Annotated in this window: 14 protein-coding genes; 4 read left to right on the top strand and 10 right to left on the bottom strand. The window is 41.9% G+C overall.

The genetic code is table 11. The annotated features are described in order from the left end of the window. Positions 1-9: 9 nt before the first annotated feature. Positions 10-711 (top strand): response regulator transcription factor, encoded by a 702-nt coding sequence (locus GGD38_RS25640; protein ID WP_375296747.1) that lies wholly within the window; start codon positions 10-12, stop codon positions 709-711. A gap of 6 nt (positions 712-717) precedes the next feature. Here the strand turns inward: GGD38_RS25640 and GGD38_RS25645 are convergent, their stop codons facing one another. From GGD38_RS25645 to GGD38_RS25665, 5 genes are all read right to left on the bottom strand, one after another. Further along, positions 718-1,143 (bottom strand): DUF983 domain-containing protein, encoded by a 426-nt coding sequence (locus tag GGD38_RS25645; RefSeq protein WP_375296746.1) that lies wholly within the window; start codon positions 1,141-1,143, stop codon positions 718-720. Positions 1,144-1,264: 121 nt separating this feature from the next. Next, on the bottom strand, positions 1,265-3,058 hold the full coding sequence (locus GGD38_RS25650) for an ABC transporter ATP-binding protein (RefSeq protein ID WP_375296745.1): 1,794 nt from the start codon (positions 3,056-3,058) through the stop codon (positions 1,265-1,267). Between the two features lie 16 nt (positions 3,059-3,074). Then, positions 3,075-3,392 (bottom strand): hypothetical protein, encoded by a 318-nt coding sequence (locus GGD38_RS25655; RefSeq protein ID WP_375296744.1) that lies wholly within the window; start codon positions 3,390-3,392, stop codon positions 3,075-3,077. A gap of 317 nt (positions 3,393-3,709) precedes the next feature. Then, positions 3,710-4,990, bottom strand: a complete 1,281-nt coding sequence (locus GGD38_RS25660) for an O-antigen ligase family protein (RefSeq protein ID WP_375296743.1) — start codon at positions 4,988-4,990, stop codon at positions 3,710-3,712. Next, positions 4,980-5,825 carry a hypothetical protein gene (locus GGD38_RS25665; RefSeq protein ID WP_375296742.1) on the bottom strand — a complete coding sequence of 282 codons (846 nt, stop codon included), beginning with the start codon at positions 5,823-5,825 and terminating at the stop codon, positions 4,980-4,982. Before GGD38_RS25665 ends, GGD38_RS25660 begins: the two co-directional genes overlap by 11 nt. 82 nt (positions 5,826-5,907) lie before the next feature. Between GGD38_RS25665 and GGD38_RS25670 the strand changes: the two genes are divergently transcribed. Both GGD38_RS25670 and GGD38_RS25675 read left to right on the top strand, forming a co-directional pair. Next, entirely contained in the window at positions 5,908-7,176 is a 1,269-nt protein-coding gene (locus GGD38_RS25670) for a flippase (RefSeq protein WP_375296741.1), read from the top strand. Positions 7,177-7,193: 17 nt separating this feature from the next. After that, positions 7,194-8,450 (top strand): hypothetical protein, encoded by a 1,257-nt coding sequence (locus GGD38_RS25675; protein WP_375296740.1) that lies wholly within the window; start codon positions 7,194-7,196, stop codon positions 8,448-8,450. A gap of 94 nt (positions 8,451-8,544) precedes the next feature. Here GGD38_RS25675 and GGD38_RS25680 read toward each other — a convergent pair whose 3' ends face one another. Next, a complete protein-coding gene (locus GGD38_RS25680; RefSeq protein WP_375296739.1) occupies positions 8,545-9,690 on the bottom strand; it encodes a DUF1972 domain-containing protein in 1,146 nt (381 codons plus the stop codon). Next, positions 9,687-10,763, bottom strand: a complete 1,077-nt coding sequence (locus GGD38_RS25685) for a glycosyltransferase family 4 protein (RefSeq protein ID WP_375296738.1) — start codon at positions 10,761-10,763, stop codon at positions 9,687-9,689. The genes GGD38_RS25680 and GGD38_RS25685 overlap by 4 nt, the downstream gene beginning before the upstream one ends. A 174-nt stretch (positions 10,764-10,937) precedes the next feature. Here GGD38_RS25685 and GGD38_RS25690 point away from each other — a divergent pair, with 174 nt between their 5' ends. Continuing rightward, positions 10,938-12,245, top strand: a complete 1,308-nt coding sequence (locus tag GGD38_RS25690; protein ID WP_375296737.1) for an O-antigen ligase family protein — start codon at positions 10,938-10,940, stop codon at positions 12,243-12,245. Here the strand turns inward: GGD38_RS25690 and GGD38_RS25695 are convergent. The 3 genes from GGD38_RS25695 to GGD38_RS25705 are packed head-to-tail and all read right to left on the bottom strand — an operon-like array spanning position 12,242 to position 15,921. Beyond that, positions 12,242-12,976, bottom strand: a complete 735-nt coding sequence (locus tag GGD38_RS25695; RefSeq protein ID WP_375296736.1) for an ABC transporter ATP-binding protein — start codon at positions 12,974-12,976, stop codon at positions 12,242-12,244. The genes GGD38_RS25690 and GGD38_RS25695 overlap by 4 nt on opposite strands. Before the next feature lie 2 nt (positions 12,977-12,978). Then, entirely contained in the window at positions 12,979-13,776 is a 798-nt protein-coding gene (locus tag GGD38_RS25700) for an ABC transporter permease (RefSeq protein ID WP_375296735.1), read from the bottom strand. A gap of 3 nt (positions 13,777-13,779) precedes the next feature. Continuing rightward, complete coding sequence (locus tag GGD38_RS25705) at positions 13,780-15,921, bottom strand: glycosyltransferase (RefSeq protein WP_375296734.1); 2,142 nt, start codon at positions 15,919-15,921, stop codon at positions 13,780-13,782. Positions 15,922-16,191 lie beyond the last annotated feature (270 nt).

Below are 16,191 nucleotides of genomic sequence, written 5' to 3' on the forward strand. Positions count from 1 at the left end.
TCGCAAGCGATGAAACATAAGGTCCTGTTTGTAGAAGATGAACCAGACCTAGGTAATGTGGTAAAACAATACCTTGAGGTAATGGATTTCGAGATTGAATGGTGCACGAATGGCACACATGCACTGAACGTTTTTAAGGAAAAAGCCCATGAGTTCAGCCTGCTTGTAATTGATATTCAATTACCAGGTATGGATGGTTTTGAACTGGCTGAACGTATAAACCGCCTCGATAGCAATATCCCGTTTCTTTTTTTAACTGCCCGTAATGAGAAAAAGGACCGCCTGCATGGTCTTAAACTGGGTGCCGACGATTACATTAGCAAACCATTTGACATTGATGAACTGGTACTGCGAATAAGGAATATCATTCGCCGCCATAATGTAACGGAAAAAAACCGGCAGACAATACCTGCTGCTACCTGTGGGGATATGGTGATGAACAAGGAGCAGTTTAGGATAAGCATTGCCAATAACAAGTACGTTACGCTAACCCAGCGTGAGTTTGAGCTGCTTGAATACCTGTTCCTGCATAAGAATAAAATATTGAAGCGGGAAGAGATACTGGAAGACCTGTGGGGTGAAAATGATTATTTCCTGGGTCGCAGCCTCGATGTTTTTATTTCACGCCTGAGAAAGCATTTGAGTTCATCGAAAAAGATTGCCATTAATAGTGTGTATGGGGTTGGGTTTATTTTTCAGGTGGATGAGTAGCTGGCGCTAAGTAAGCGAGTTTTTCACAGGCGCCTTGGTTTTGTAATTTGGTTCATACGAAACAAAAAAGTAAAGATATATAACGCGGCTAAGGCGCATAAGCCAGGGTTGTAGAAAAATAAGTAAGCCAATATTAATGCCCAGCCACCAGAAAAAGCGATTGTCCTTGGTGCTCATACCAATGAGCACATACCAGGCTACAAACGATGCTACCGATAATGCTACTGATAACGCATAGCTCACATAACCCGTTCCATACCAAAAACCCACTTCCAGCTCAAACTTCTGACCGCATTCGGGGCAATACTCAGGCATGTCAAACACCTTTTTCAGGTTCCAGGGATTACTATTATTGAACATATGTCCTCTACGGCAGCGGGGACATTTACAGGTTAACATGCTCCAAAGGAAATTGGGTTTTGATGCGGACATTATGAACTCTATTGATGAGCCGCAAAGGTACAAAAATAGCTGCGAGCTAAAACCTATAAAAAAAGTCCCGACGGTACTGTCGGGACTCTTGAACAAAAAACTCAGAACAAAAAACTTAAAATTAAGAAGCGGTAGCCGCAACCTTCTTTCTTTCACCAATCTGCTGCCGCCACATGGCATAGTACAAACCTTTTTCTTCGAGCAGGCTTTCGTGGCTGCCTGTTTCTACTATATCACCTTTTTCGAGCACATAAATGCGATCGGCATGCATAATGGTCGATAGGCGGTGGGCAATAAGGATGGTGATCTGATTACGTTGCGATGAAATATCTTTTATCGTATTGGTAATTTCTTCTTCGGTCAGTGAATCGAGCGAAGAGGTGGCCTCGTCGAAGATCAGTAACCGCGGTTTGCGTATAAGGGCGCGGGCAATAGACAGCCGTTGTTTTTCGCCCCCTGATAATTTAAGACCGCCTTCGCCAATCATGGTATCCACACCCTTTTCGGCACGGGCCAACAAATTGATGCAGCTTGCCTTTTTAAGAGCGTCCATAAGGTCGTCATCGGTAGCCGTGGTATTAACAAACATCAGGTTCTCTTTAATAGTGCCAGAGAACAACTGGGTGTCTTGCGTTACAAAACCAATCTGGTTACGCAGGTCTTCGAAGTTGATATCAGTTTCGTCGATGCTGTTATACATTATCTTCCCTTGTTGAGGGCGGTACAAGCCTACCAGCAGTTTCATAAGGGTTGATTTACCAGAGCCTGAAGGACCAACAAAGGCGATGGTTTCGCCGGTCTTTACTGAAAAGCTGATATCATCAATAGCGCGTTGCTGGGCGGTTTGGTGTTTGAATGCTACCGACTGAAAGTCGAGCGTTTGAATATTACCGAGGTGTTTTGGATGTTCGGGCATACGCTCAGGCGCCTTCGTCATCAGGTTATGAAAGTTGTTCAACGATGCTTCTGCCTCGCGATAAGAGATGATGATATTGCTGATCTCCTGTAATGGACCGAATACAAAGAATGAGAAGATCTGCATGGTAACCAGTTGACCGAAATCCATTTTATCGTGGAAGATCAGGTACATCAAAATAAACAATATCACCTGGCGTAATGTGTTCACAAATGTGCCCTGTACAAATGCAATACTGCGCACGCGTTTTACTTTGGTTAATTCAAGACCCAGTATTTTGTACGTGTTTTTATTCAACCTGCCTACTTCCTGGTTGGTAAGGCCAAGGCTTTTTACCAGCTCAATATTGCGTAATGATTCGGTAGTGGCGCCGGCAAGGGCAGTAGTTTGTCCTACTATGTTCTTTTGAATACTTTTTATTTTCTTACTTAACAGGTTAGTGATGGTAGTAAGTAAGAAGATGCCTACTACATAAGCAACTGCTATGTACCAGCTGATCCAGATACTTGCATATACCATAACGAAGGTTACGCTTACCAGCACACCGAACATAATGTTGATGAAGTAGTTCATGAACTTCTCTGTATCGGCCCGAACCTTGGTAAGCACGCTCAGGGTTTCACCACTGCGTTGGTCTTCAAACTCCTGATAAGGTAAACGCATAGCGTGTTTCAACCCATCGGTAAATACCTTGGCGCCAAATTTTTGAACTATTACATTCAGAAAATAGTCCTGAAAGTTTTTGGCAATACGGCTTACCATGGCCACCCCAATAGAGGCCAGTAACAGCCAAATAACACCATAAAAAAAAGAGGAGCCAAAGAAGCTCTCAACAGTTCGTTGGGCATGCGGTGTTTTATTATAATCGCCGGCAAGCCGTACCAGTTTACCTAAGATAATAGGATCAAATAAGGAAAATGCCGTATTAATGGCTGCCAGGAACAGCGTTAACACTACCAACCATTTGTATGGTTTAAGATACTGTAATAAAATCTTCATAATTGCATTTAACAGTTTACCAACCTGAATGTTTAGCAGGCCAGGGAATTGCAATACAATTTAGAGAAAACTGCCAAAATAGCCCGATACCTGGGGAAGAGTGCAGGGAAATCCGGGAAAAGTGCAATGCAGAAGTTGCCGGTTCCCAGTTCACAGTTCTTAGTTCACAGGTTTCCAAAACGGTTGGGGAAATGGCTTTAACCCTCAGCAAAATTGTTATAACCGTAATGGTGATACCATTAATACTCACTGAAATAGCAATACCTTTTACAGAAATGGCAGTAACTGTATTCCTTTTCGCGATAATTATATCAATTATCGCGATTTCTTCCATAATTTTTGCGATAACCGCTCAGTTTTCGCGATTTCCATCATGATCTTCTCGATAACCATTACGGTTTTCGCAATTTCTCTCACGGTTTCGCGAAAATCGTGACAGTTTTCGCGATATATATCATGACTTCGCAGTAACCGCCTCAGTTTTCGCGATTTCCAACATAATCTTCGCGATAATCATCACGGTTTTCGCGGATTTCCTAAACGATTATCGCGATAATCAACACAGTTCTCGCGATAATCCTTACGCCCTGGTTCGATCGTGAGGAAAACGGCAATAAACAGGTGTTGTTTGGTGAATTTTCTGTAAATGCTTTAGCTGATTTTCAACTCTTTATCTTTCTGACCGAAAAAGAAGAATAATGGTAGGAAAAGAAACAGTATCAGTCCGTACTGTGTTTCAAATACTGCATCGCCAAATGTGTAAGCCAGTAATAGAGCTACCAGGGAGGTAAGCATTTTGTTTTTTTGGCGTATGGCCATACCAATCATTTCTGCACAAATGCCTATAAAACAAAGCAATCCAATAAGGCCGGTTTGTAACAATGATTCCAAGAACTCATTGTGGGTATTATACCCTAAATAACCATGGGTATTGTCACCGGGCCTGCCGGTGCCGGTATACATATGGGTGCTAATGTACTTCTGATCTAATAACTGCTGCGCTTTTGCAGGTGAAACCCCAAGCAGCCAGGCCCTGTTCTCCTGCAGAATTTCTTTTACAAACCGCCATTGCAGCAACCTGAACTGAATGCCATTAAAATAATCATTAGGTGTAAACGAGGTTTGGGTTATAACCCTAACATCGCCATGTATAACATCATTGAATCGCCCGCTTATCGGGTTCTGTGTAAACAATAAACTACTGCTGCAAAGCGCCACAGTCATAACCACAATGGCAACGGCCCAACGGGTGTTGAACTTTTGTTGTAACCTGTTGAACCCGTATAGGGCAAGGTAGCCCAGCAAAAAGATGATCACCAGTTTCGACGATAATAAAAAAGTACCGGTCATGAAATAAGCCGTCAGCAAATAATGAATGCGCCGGTTCAACAAATAGCTGCCTTGCCGGGCCGAGTGTAATAAATAAATGAGGGCGGCAAAAACAAGTATGGAAAACTGTATTGCATGATGGCCGAGATCGCGCACCAGCTGGTGATAAAAAAATACGGTTATGGGTGCATGGTGGAAAAAGTTTTGTTTAAACGCAAACCCCAAACACCAGGTTAGTACAATGGCCACGGTGTATACATACGCATACATCAGTGACCGGAAGTTGCTTTTGTTTATAAACGAACAACAGTAAAAACAAAGCGGAATAAACAGAGTAGCGCTTTTTACCTGTACGTGTTTCCAGCCGACAGTAAAGTCACTGGCAAATGGAAGATAGATCAATTGCAATAAAAAGAACAGGCTGCAGAAAAACAGGTGCCTGTTGCGTAAGCTGCCATTGAACCATGAACCTGTGTGGAGTTTGTTTTTTATAAACCCTGCTACAAGGATCAGCCCAATGGTAATGCTGCTGATAGCCCTGAAGCCACCCACCATGCTTACCATAAATGCCAGGTAAAAAAAGTATAACAGGTTATTGATCATGTTGGGCCAGCTTCCTTTTAAGATATATAAAGCAGGCAATCGCAAGGCCGAGGAACAGTCCGCCGCCAAACCCAATGATGAGCAGTTTTATTAATTGCGGATGCGCCGGTTTACTGGGTACATAAAAGTTTTGCAGAACATAAACAGCTGAGGTAAATGACAGGTTTTCTTCATAATTGAGTTTCTTTTCCTGCAGCGTGGTAATCTGGTTGCTGATGTCAGATACACTTACCATAAAACGTGAGCCACCGGTATTGTTTTGTTGTAAACTGGTTTCAACAGCTGTTTGTGTACTTTTAAGGCGGGCCATTTCCTGCTGCACGGTTTGTATCATGCTTTGCAATATGTTCTTTCGGGACTCCAGTTTTTCTTTTACAAACTCACTATGGTCAAGCGCATACAAAAGGCCTTTTTGTAAAGGTTGCAAAATGGCCGTATCGGTAACCAGCACCGTAAGTGTAAAGGCGGTGAAGTTATTAAGTGAAACACTTTTTTGTAATTCTTCGGTGGTAATGGATTTAACCTTTTTCAACAGGCTTTCTTCAACGTGAAATTCATGCGCCAGCACCGGCAGCTCTCTTTTCTTTAACATCGCTGCCCAGCTATTTATGAGTTCCAGCTGCTCGGGGTCGCTAAGCATGGCGGGTTTTAGTACAAGGGACGAAGAATATAGCTTTGGGGTGGTGTAAAAACGAATGGTGCCGGCCAACATTCCGGTAAAAGCAACTATAAGCAATAGTTTTCCGTATTGGCTGATGAATGAAAGGGCATTTTTTAAAAGTGCCACTACATCCAGTTCATCGGCGGGGTGTTGTACTAGTTTTACCTGTTTCATCAATAATTGATTACGGAAAATTATAGGCGGGGGTTGCGTTAATTGTTATAATTTGACATTTACTATCGCCTCACATTTTACTATGGAAAGTACCAGTAGACGCAACCGGGTTTTTTCGAATTTCATGGCCCTGGGTATTTTGCAGGGAACAAATTTTTTGCTGCCTGTACTGGTAATGCCTTTTGTTATTAAAAAAATAGGGGCCGATGGGTATGGCATTGTTGCTGTTGCCCAGGTGGTAATGCTTATATTTTGTACGGTATGTGATTACGGGTTTAACTTTTCCGCTACCCGCGAGTTGGCGCTGCACCGAAACGATGCGGTTAAAAATGCCAGGTTGTTCTTTACCGTACTGGCTGCCAAAATGATCATTTGTTTTGTATGCTTTGTGTTGTTACTGATGCTGATCACATTTATCCCTTTTTTCAGACCTCATTTTCAATTATACCTGTTTGGTTTTACCTGGGTGTTGGGGCAGTCGTTGCTGGTAAGCTGGTTCTTTCAGGGGGTAGAAAAAATGAAATATATAACTATTTACACCCTGCTGGCCCGGTTGCTGTTTGTTGCCCTGGTGTTTGCATTTATCAGGGAACGCACCGATTACCGGTTCTTTATTTTGTTTATGGGGGTAGGAAGCCTGGTTGCAGGTATACTAAGTATAGTAAAAGCCATCAGGCTTTGCGATTTACCAATTGTTCAGCCTACCTGGCGCGATATTAAATATGAACTGAAAGAAGGCTGGCCGGTAATGCTTTCCAATATTTCGATAAATTCTTTTCTCAGCATCAATGTATTTATATTACGGTTATTCACCAATGACCTGGTAGCTGGCTATTATAGTGTTGCTGAAAAGATATTTCTTGCCACCAGGCAATTGCCGGTTATGTTTTCACAGGCTATTTATCCGCCGCTTTGCCAGTTGATGCAAAAGGGAAAAACAGCAACACAAGGTTTTTTCAGATCGGTATATCTGCCTTTTTTATTACTGATGCTATTGGCCGGGGCATTGCTGTTCAGCTTTGCGCCATTTATTATCTCCGTGTTCTTAGGCGCAAATAGTGGTAATGCCGTTTTGCTGCTGCGGTTGTTTTGCCTGGGACCGGTTATAGTTAGTTTGCATATTCCGGCCAGCCAGTTGTTAATGGCGGCCAATCATAAAAAGAGGTACCTGCGTGTATTGACCGGGGGTACTATTTTAAATATCATTAGTAACCTGTTGCTGGTGCAGGTATGGGGGCCAATAGGAACTACCATTGCCGTTTTGCTGACCGAATTGTTTATAACGGTTGGTTTTAATCATCAGTTGTATAAAAATAAACTGGCTGGTTATCTGCGCGCCGGTACGCTTTAATAAATACAAGGAAGAGCATGTGGATGAGTAAATATTTTCCGGTTGTTTTTATTTACTTCTTTATTAATTCACTCGGTTTGCCGTTTGGGTTAACCTATACGGCATTGCTAGCCCCGTTATTGTATGTGTGGGTAGTGTTGAGTCGGAGGCGCGAAGTATTGTGGCCTTTTCTGCTGGCATTAGCGCCTGTTGTATTAATACAACTCAGTTTGGGGGTTGATACAAAAAGCTATTTTATTTCCCTGTTGAATATTACACTGGTGTATATCTTCTGCCAGGCTGCCTATACATTCTTTATTAAGTGTGAACATCCGCAGGACATCTTTCATCAACTCCTGGTCATAAATTTTATTTGCTGTATTATAGCCATTCCGCTGTTCTTTACACCCTATAGCGATCTGCTCTGGACGGAACAATTCATTACCACTGGTGCCGAAAAGGTAAGGCGCTTGAGTCTGTTTACATACGAACCTTCTTATTATGCCTTATTGTTTACGCCCTTGTTTTGCTATTTCCTGTTACAGCTCATCTTTTACCGGAACCGCATCAATGGCTGGTTGCTATTGCTAATGCTGTTGTTGCCAATGGTATTGTCGTTTTCTTTAGGGGTTATTAGTGCTATTGCCATGGCGTTGGTGATAAGTGGTATTGTTCATTTTAAAACGTACATTCATAATAAACGTTTTGTGAACCTGGCGGGTGTTGCCGTTATAAGTTGTATTGCCGCATTGGCCATTGGGGTAATTTTCTTTCCTGATAATATTCTTTTTGTACGTGTTGCCAATGTAATTACCGGTAAAGATTCTTCGGGTAAGGGCAGGACTTTTGAAGCCTTTTGGCTGGCCGATCAGTTGCTGGCGAAAAAAAGTTATTGGTGGGGAATAGGCGCAGGTCAGATCAAAATACTGGGTTTTGAAATGATACGCGATTTTTATGGTTATAGTTTTGATACTGTGCGGGTGGCTATTCCCAATGCCGCGGCTGAAACGCTGGCGTTGTTTGGCTGGGTGGGGTTTGTGGTGCGAATACTTGCCGAATGTTTGTTGTTTGTATATACCAAAGTGTGGCGCAATTACTACCGGCTGCTGTTGTTTGCCTTTATTTTTATTTACCAGTTTACCGGTAGTTTTATTACTAATGTGGCGGAGTACGTTGTGTGGATTATTGTTTTTACTCCGGTGTTTCGCGAATATGATGTCGTGAATCGTGGACCGGCAATCGGGCCCCCTCCCCAAACCCCTCCCCGGAAGGGCGAGGGCTCTTTGCTAAGCTAGATTTCGTTAGCCTGATGAAGTATCAAGTTGTATTCCTTTATCAACTCTATTATCTCTATCACCTTTTCAACTTCTTGTTAACCTCGTCAACTTGTTAACTCGTCAACTTATTAACCCCTTTCAACGATTTACTCTCTTTCTCCACCACACACCGTTGTAAAAAATCCTCATACTTGCTAATCACCGTATCCCAATTATACTGCTCGCTTATTTTTTTAAGATTGTTATTGATCATTACCAATTGCTGTTCATTGCGGGTAGTAGTTTCTATAATGCCCTTTACTTCGCACCAGGATGAGAAATAAAAAGCATCTTCCTGTAACACGGCACGGTTAAAGTCATTTTCGTGCGCCGCTACTACTGCCCGGCTGGCCATAGCTTCGAGTAGTGATGGGTTGGTGCCGCCAACGCTATGCCCATGAAAATATAAGCAGGAATAATATTTAAGGGAATGTATCTTTTGCGGGTGATTGTAAATGCCACCGGTGAAAACAATCCGTTTATCGTTCCTGAATTTATTCACCAGGTGTTTGCCCAGCTGATTATTAACCGAGCCCACTACCAAAAACTTCTTATTGCTTTTGCTGGCGTGAAAGCCATCCAATATCATTTCAATATTGTTTTCGGCAGCCATGCGGGCCATCAGAATGTAGTACTCATGTTTTTCAACCCCAAATTCCATAAGCAGGCTTTCATCTTCGTTGAAGTATATTTCGGCGCCATAGGGAATATGTTCACTGGCAATGGCATATTTTTTCTTCAGGTATGATTGAATTACTACCGAATCGGCAATATGGTAATGGCTGAACCGAACAGCCAGTTTTTCGGCCAGTAATAAGAACTTCTGTACTGGTTTTGAATATTTGGTCCGTTTCCATTCAAGCCCGTCCATATTAAATATCAGGGTGCTTTGTTGGGGGTAAAACCAACCCCAGGCTGAGCTACTGGTAAAACCAAGCATCAGTATTACATCGAAGTTGCGGCGGCGGGCATCGAGAATGCAATTGAGGTCGTAAATGAATTGCCCAAAGCTGCCCAGCTGATTTTCGGGATCGTAACAATGAATAAGCTGAACATTGTTCCAGGTATCGCTATTGTATGGGTGGTTGTGGGAGTTGTATACAAATACTTCATGGCCTTTTGCTACCAAACCTGTTGACAGGTATTCGGCAAACTGTTCAAAGCCACCGTAATGGTTTGGAATACCTCTGGTACCTAAGATGCCTATCCGTAGTGTCATTGTAATACTTGTTTATATGCAGTTGCCGTATGTAATGCCGCCTGTTGCCAGGTGTATTGGGTAAGGATTTTGTTCCTAAGTGTATCTGTTGCTGGTGTTGAAGCTGCTTTGTCAATTGCGGCCAACATGCTTTGGGGCGATGCGGGGTCGCAATACGCAGCTTCCTCGCCAAAATATTCGCGGGTATAACCTTTATCGGTTATCACCACCTTGCAGCCCATAACAGCTGCTTCAAGGGTCGAGAGCCCGCAGGTTTCGAACCAACTGGGTAAAATATGAATACTGGCCAGTTGATACCAGTCACTCAGCGCTTCCTGGCTCAAATGGTTTATGAAGGAAATATTGGATGCTGCCTGTTTACGGCATTCGTTATAATAGGGTAGTTGATTAGGTGCCGGGTTGCCAATGATCACCAGGCGGTACCGGGTATTATTGAGCGCTTTTATAAGGTTCAATTGATTTTTTAACCCTTCAATTCTTGCAACACATAAAACAAGGTTTGGGTCTTTGGGCTGCTCATGTTTAAAGTTGAACAATGCCGGATCAATGCCATTGGGTACAAGCGTATAGTCGGGCAGTTGTTTATCATATTCAGCAAGATGGTTATACTCCAGTTTTGAGTTAGGCAGGATCTGAGCTGCCTGTCGTAGTATTTTTTGTACGCTTTGTTTATGTCCTTTCCATAAATAGGAATTGGTCATTAATACATCGTTGCCCTGTGCCCACCGGGCAATGGTCTTTATATATTCAATGCCATTCTTTGGCAAAAAGCGGAAAAGGGAACCGGCAATGCCTTTACGGTAAAGCTGATCGTATTCGTGATAGTTCACCAGGTTAGGCGACACAACAAATGGCTTTTTCGACCGGTTTATATGACACACTATATCTGCCGGCCGCACTATATTGAAAAAGTGCAGCAGATCGTATCGCTGGTATTGAACAGGTTGATTGGTTAATGTAATGTCTGCCTCAATTCCCATGTGTTTTAATTCTCTGGCAGTATTGACGATCTGAAAGGTGTCGCCCCCTTTTACAGAATATAACGTTGACCTGGTAATAAGCGCGACTTTCATGATGCCTTTCTTAACATATTATTCGTAGCAAACGGTATTGGAGTTGCCTGCTGCGATTTTTATTTTGCCTGTAATGCGAGCAACATCGGAATAATGAATTCGTTAAATAGCGGTTATTATTCCTGTAACTAACCGGGTCAGTGTATTTTTGCCCGTAAATAAGATAAACCTAATATGCGATCATTGTTTTTGATGGATGACCAGGCTGGCTTACTGACCGTTAAGGACAAAATCTTATATGCACTGGTGGGCATATTTCTTGTCACTTTTTACCCCGATCACATGATTGTGGTGAATAATGTGGTACTGATCCTTTTATCTACCTATTGTTTTTTTATATACAACTCTTTTCGCGAAAAACTTTATCTACTGCGTCAGCGCAGGGAAGTGCTGGTAATGGCAGCTTTTTATTTACTGCATATCATAAGCGCTCTGGTATCGAACGACGTGACTGAAGGATTTTCGTGGGTTTTAATACGCTTGCCTTTGTTTGTATTCCCTGTTTCAATGGGCCTGGTGTTTATAAAACAGGAGCTTAAAGAAAGAATATTGTATGCGTATAGTGTGATCACAACGATCATGTTGTTGATATGCATGGTGTGGTCGGCTATACAAAGCATCAAATTGCACGATGTTACCTTGCTGTATAACGACAATATTACCGATTTTTTTATGGATAAGCAGTCGGTTTATATTGCCCTAATGGTTAATGTGGCTGTTTTTTGTTTTGGTTATCTTCTCAGGGTTAAATCTTCATTTGTAGGTAAAAAAGGCTGGGTGTACGCCTGCATTTTCATTTTATTGGTGGCCAACTTTTTACTGGCCAGTCGTGTTTCAATCATTTCATTATATTCCTGTATTATTCTTGTTGCCATTGCGGGTGCTATTAAAAAAGGGAAGACAAAACAACTGATATTCGTTGTGGCGGCCATGGCGGCAGGTCTTGTGGTGCTGGTTAATTTCTTTCCAAAAACCATTAATCGTTTCAAAGAGTTAAAGTATACCCGTTATAAGTATACCGATATGGGCGTAGAGGCTCATTTTAATATGAGTACTTCCGATTATCAGTGGAATGGCGCTAATATAAGGCTGGCGGTGTGGAGTTGCGGGTGGGATGTAGTAAAGAAGTACCCGGTGTTTGGGGCACAGTTAGGCGATAAAGTGACAGAGCAAATGAAAGTGTATAAGGATAAACATTTTGAGTTTGCTTACAAAAGCCGGCGTAATATGCACAACAACTACCTTGATATTTGGGCCGCTTTTGGTACGGTTGGGTTTTTGATATTCCTGTATGGTTTTTTGTTTGAACCCATAAGGCAAAGCATAAAGACCGGGGATATACTCGGTTTGCTGATAATTGCCAGCTTTATGTTGGCATTCATCAGCGAAACCTATTTTGACCGTAGTATAGGGAGTTTTATGTTCGGCTTTTTTATAGCGCTTATTGTAAGCTACAGGAAGCCTGAACCTAAAAACAGTTAGTGATTGTCGTCGATATACATTTGAATGGCTTTGTCGGTGTCGCCAAAATACATCAGGCTGCCGTTCTTCATAAACGCAGTACGGTTGCAATATTTCTTAACCACATCCATGCTATGGCTTACCAGTATCACTGTTTTGCCTTCTATCCAGCTTGATTCAAATACTTTAATAGCTTTTTCCTGGAACTTCATGTCGCCTACGGCAAATATTTCGTCGAGAAACATAATGTCGGCGCCTGCATTTACGGCAATAGAAAAGCCCAGCCTGGCTACCATGCCCGAAGAGAAGTATTTTATCTTCGTGTCAATAAAATCTTTCAGTTCGGCGAAGTCGACGATCTGGTCGAAAATGGCATCAATTTCTTTGATCTTTAATCCCAATACCGATGCTGAAATGTAAATATTCTCCCTGGCTGTAAGCTGATGGCTCATACCTACGCCCAGGTTCATGAGCAGGGTAGAACCATAGATGTTTATTTCTCCTGTATCAACGGGGAATACGCCGGCCAGCAACCTGATGAGGGTTGATTTTCCACAGCCATTCCGCCCCAGTATGCCAACACATTCTCCCTTATAAATATCAAAGTCCATTGTTTTTATTGCCTGAACTTTTTTTGTGCGGGGAGGGTTGAACAGGTTGAACAACCGGTGTTTAACGGTATTGTGACTATCTTCAGAGATATGAAAAGTTTTACTTATTCCCTTAGCCTGTATTGCCAACGCCTTTTTCATGGTTATAATTTTTCAGCAGCTTTTGATCCTAATTTGTTTAAAAGGAACATTCCGAATATCAATAATAAAATGGCGTACCCAAAATCAAAAAAGAATAGTTTAAAGTCGGGGCTTACACCATACATTGATGTTTGACGGGCGTTAATGATAATACCCCCTAAAGGATTGAGGTAATCGAAGTTTGGCAAGGCGTCTTTAAATTTATTGAGAGGGTAAAGTATTGGAGATAAGAAAAACAGCACCTGTGTGAATACCTGCCAGATTTGGGTAACATCTTTAGCAATTACGTATATATTTGAGATGATTAGCGAGGTGGCTAACGATAATATATAAAGGTTTACGAAAAGCGGCAGTAACCAAAGTGTTTGCAGGTTGCTGTGATCTGGTCCTCTTTCTACGAAATTGAAAAACAGCAGGAACATAACAAAGTTGAAGAAGAACCCAATGGAATTACTTAACAGGGTGGAAACATAAATTTCCAGCTTATTCATATTACTGTATTCGTACAGGTATTTTTTGGTGTTGAGGATCTGTACGGTACCGGTAGTTGATTCAAGAAAAAAGTTCCAGCAAATAAGACCGATGAACAGGTATGAAGCAAACTGTGGTGTGTCTTGCTTCATGATTATTTGAAATACTACATAATAAATAGCAATGTCCATTAGGGGCTTTATAAGCGCCCATAGCAAACCGAGTTTATTTTCATAATACCTTAATTTAAACTCGATCTTGGCCAACAACCAAAGCCGTTCCGACTTATTCGATCGCTTGAACCAGTCTGTTACTATTGATACGATCATTAACTATTTATTTTTTAAGCGCAGTGCTATTTTTTTTAAAGTCTTATTCTTCTTAATAAAGTCTTTTGCTTTTCTATATAACCAGCCGTTACTTTCGGCGTTGGTTGTTACTGTAACTGCAAAAGTTGGGTTATCAAAAAGAAAACCAGGTCCATTCGCATTTAATAAATTGTTTATTTGGGTTGCAAATGTACTATAATATGAGCTATGTTTTTCGGCTATGTATTTATAGGAGTACAGGAGCTTCTCCCTCGTAATTTTCCTAATCATTGAATCGCCGCGCACCCGGTATTGAAACAGGAACTCGGGCAGTACAATTCCGTTATATCCTTTTGATACTAAATGTACTACACTTTCGTAATCTTCAAGGCCGTAATCTACTGTCCTGTCGTTTTGGCCGCTTGCAAGGAAGGCAGCTTTTTTATACACCAAACCGCTGCTGTTAACCGGGTTATGTACCAGCAGGTAAGGTGGCTGAGGGGTGAAGGTTGCCCATTTGCGGTTGGTATCTTCAAAATATTGTACAAAACTTCCCACAAAAAATACATTTTGGTAATGCTTCAATACCCGTAATGCTTTTTCATAATAGTTAGGCGATACCTTGTCATCGGCATCTAAAAAAGCAAGCCAGCTGCCGTTTGCCTTTCCTGCTCCGTAATTACGGGTATGGGCAAGCCCTTCGTTGGGCTTGTGAAATACCTTTACACCCCTCATTTGCTCCATTTGTTTTAACGTGGCAAGGCTATCTTCCTCGGTACTTCCGTCATTGATAATAAGAATTTCTATATCGGGGTAAGTAGAAGCCTGTATTGATTGCACGCATTCCTGTATGTATTTGCCCATATTATAATAGGGGATCACCACACTGAGCAGGTTCCCATCGACTTTAACAGGCGTAAACTGGCCTTGGTACAGGAAAGGGTAGGTTGTGGATATCTTTTTATTTTGTATGATTTCGTTAAGCAGTGGCATTTTCTGCTTTTTGACAACGGCGGGATCATACATTTCGGCTACCTTTTCTTTGGCGGCCTTGCCAATCGCCGCTATTTTATCATCGCTCAATGAAATAACCAGTTGTAGCTTCTCTTCAAAATCGCCTTCAACGGTGTGATCGAATAAAAAGCCGCTTATGCCATGTTCTATCATTTCACGTTGCCCGCCCTGTACTGACGCCAGAACAACCTTGCCTAAGGCCATTGATTCAATTACTACATAAGGGAGGTTATCAACTATACTTGGCACAATGATAACATGTGCGCTGTGCAATTCCTTTTCTATTGACTCGGGCTTTATTTTGCCGTGCAACAGCAACTTCCCGTTATTCAGGTATTTTTCATATTTTTTGCTAACAAGCTGGCCCATCGTTAATTGCTCCGGATGAAATACTATATCGGTACCGCCAATGATGTGCAGCGGATAAGTAAATCCGGAATCCCACATTTTTTTGAAATAGGAAAGTAGTTCAAAGCTGCCTTTTTGTGGAGAAAGCTTACCATAATAAACGATCTTATTCCTTTCTATGGTGTTAACCGCCTTGTGTTGTGGAGCAACGTATGGATTGCGGACCACTATCTTGTTTTTGGTTGTGATATCAACGTAGGGTTGAATGGCATCCAAAATAAATTGTGTTGGCGCCATCAGGTAATCTGCCATTATAATGGCCTCTTTTTCCATTTCGCAGGTATGGAAATCTGGAAACCTGTAGGTGGGCACCCGGTTATATTCCAGGTACAGGAAGGCCGGAGAGTGAAGGGTGATTATTACCGGAATATCCCTTACCTCTTCATACAACAGGTGTTTGTATTGCAGCAGGTACCAGCCAATTCCCATATAATCCTGTGCTTCAATTATATCGGGCTTACCTTCAATTTTTATAATATGTTGTACAAGTGCTGCAAATTCGTAACTAAGCCGGGCAGCATACCCCAACCAGGCCGCGCTGTTGCTACGGTTGGTATTAAAACGAATTATACGGTTGCCTTCGGGTGTATTTGATATATAATAATCTGAAATACTGTCGTCGGGTACAAAAGTGGTAATGGTAATATTTTCTGCAACCAGCATACATGCTGTGTGGTAACAGTAGGTGCTGATGCCGCCACCGTGAAAGGGAGGATATTCTGTCGTTAAAAGCCAGTAGTTCACGCTTATTTTTTGATTAGGCGCAATGTAATGAAATATGTAATATAGTACGGGTTCATCCGAAGTGCCAGGCAATCCGAATCCGGGACGCAAGTTCTATAATAATCTTTAAATGAATTGTTATTTGCGTGTTTATCGCATTCGGCGGCTTTCCATTTTTTAAAATCACCTCTTTCAAAGAATTTTTCGATCAGGCAGTACAGGTAAATGAAAAAGTGCCGGCTTCCCATTTCCCTGATCTTCAGTTTTGATTCTCCTGTTTTCCTGTTCCGC

The sequence above is a fragment of the Niastella sp. OAS944 genome, from assembly GCA_024809215.1.
In the GTDB taxonomy this organism is placed as follows: Bacteria; Bacteroidota; Bacteroidia; order Chitinophagales; family Chitinophagaceae; genus Niastella.

Coding starts and splice junctions, on each gene's coding strand:
- GGD38_RS25640 (WP_375296747.1), top strand. CDS start 10: ATGAAACATAAGGTCCTGTTTGTAGAAGATGAACCAGACCTAGGTAAT.
- GGD38_RS25645 (WP_375296746.1), bottom strand. CDS start 1,143: ATGTCCGCATCAAAACCCAATTTCCTTTGGAGCATGTTAACCTGTAAA.
- GGD38_RS25650 (WP_375296745.1), bottom strand. CDS start 3,058: ATGAAGATTTTATTACAGTATCTTAAACCATACAAATGGTTGGTAGTG.
- GGD38_RS25655 (WP_375296744.1), bottom strand. CDS start 3,392: ATGGAAGAAATCGCGATAATTGATATAATTATCGCGAAAAGGAATACA.
- GGD38_RS25660 (WP_375296743.1), bottom strand. CDS start 4,990: ATGATCAATAACCTGTTATACTTTTTTTACCTGGCATTTATGGTAAGC.
- GGD38_RS25665 (WP_375296742.1), bottom strand. CDS start 5,825: ATGAAACAGGTAAAACTAGTACAACACCCCGCCGATGAACTGGATGTA.
- GGD38_RS25670 (WP_375296741.1), top strand. CDS start 5,908: ATGGAAAGTACCAGTAGACGCAACCGGGTTTTTTCGAATTTCATGGCC.
- GGD38_RS25675 (WP_375296740.1), top strand. CDS start 7,194: ATGTGGATGAGTAAATATTTTCCGGTTGTTTTTATTTACTTCTTTATT.
- GGD38_RS25680 (WP_375296739.1), bottom strand. CDS start 9,690: ATGACACTACGGATAGGCATCTTAGGTACCAGAGGTATTCCAAACCAT.
- GGD38_RS25685 (WP_375296738.1), bottom strand. CDS start 10,763: ATGAAAGTCGCGCTTATTACCAGGTCAACGTTATATTCTGTAAAAGGG.
- GGD38_RS25690 (WP_375296737.1), top strand. CDS start 10,938: ATGCGATCATTGTTTTTGATGGATGACCAGGCTGGCTTACTGACCGTT.
- GGD38_RS25695 (WP_375296736.1), bottom strand. CDS start 12,976: ATGAAAAAGGCGTTGGCAATACAGGCTAAGGGAATAAGTAAAACTTTT.
- GGD38_RS25700 (WP_375296735.1), bottom strand. CDS start 13,776: ATGATCGTATCAATAGTAACAGACTGGTTCAAGCGATCGAATAAGTCG.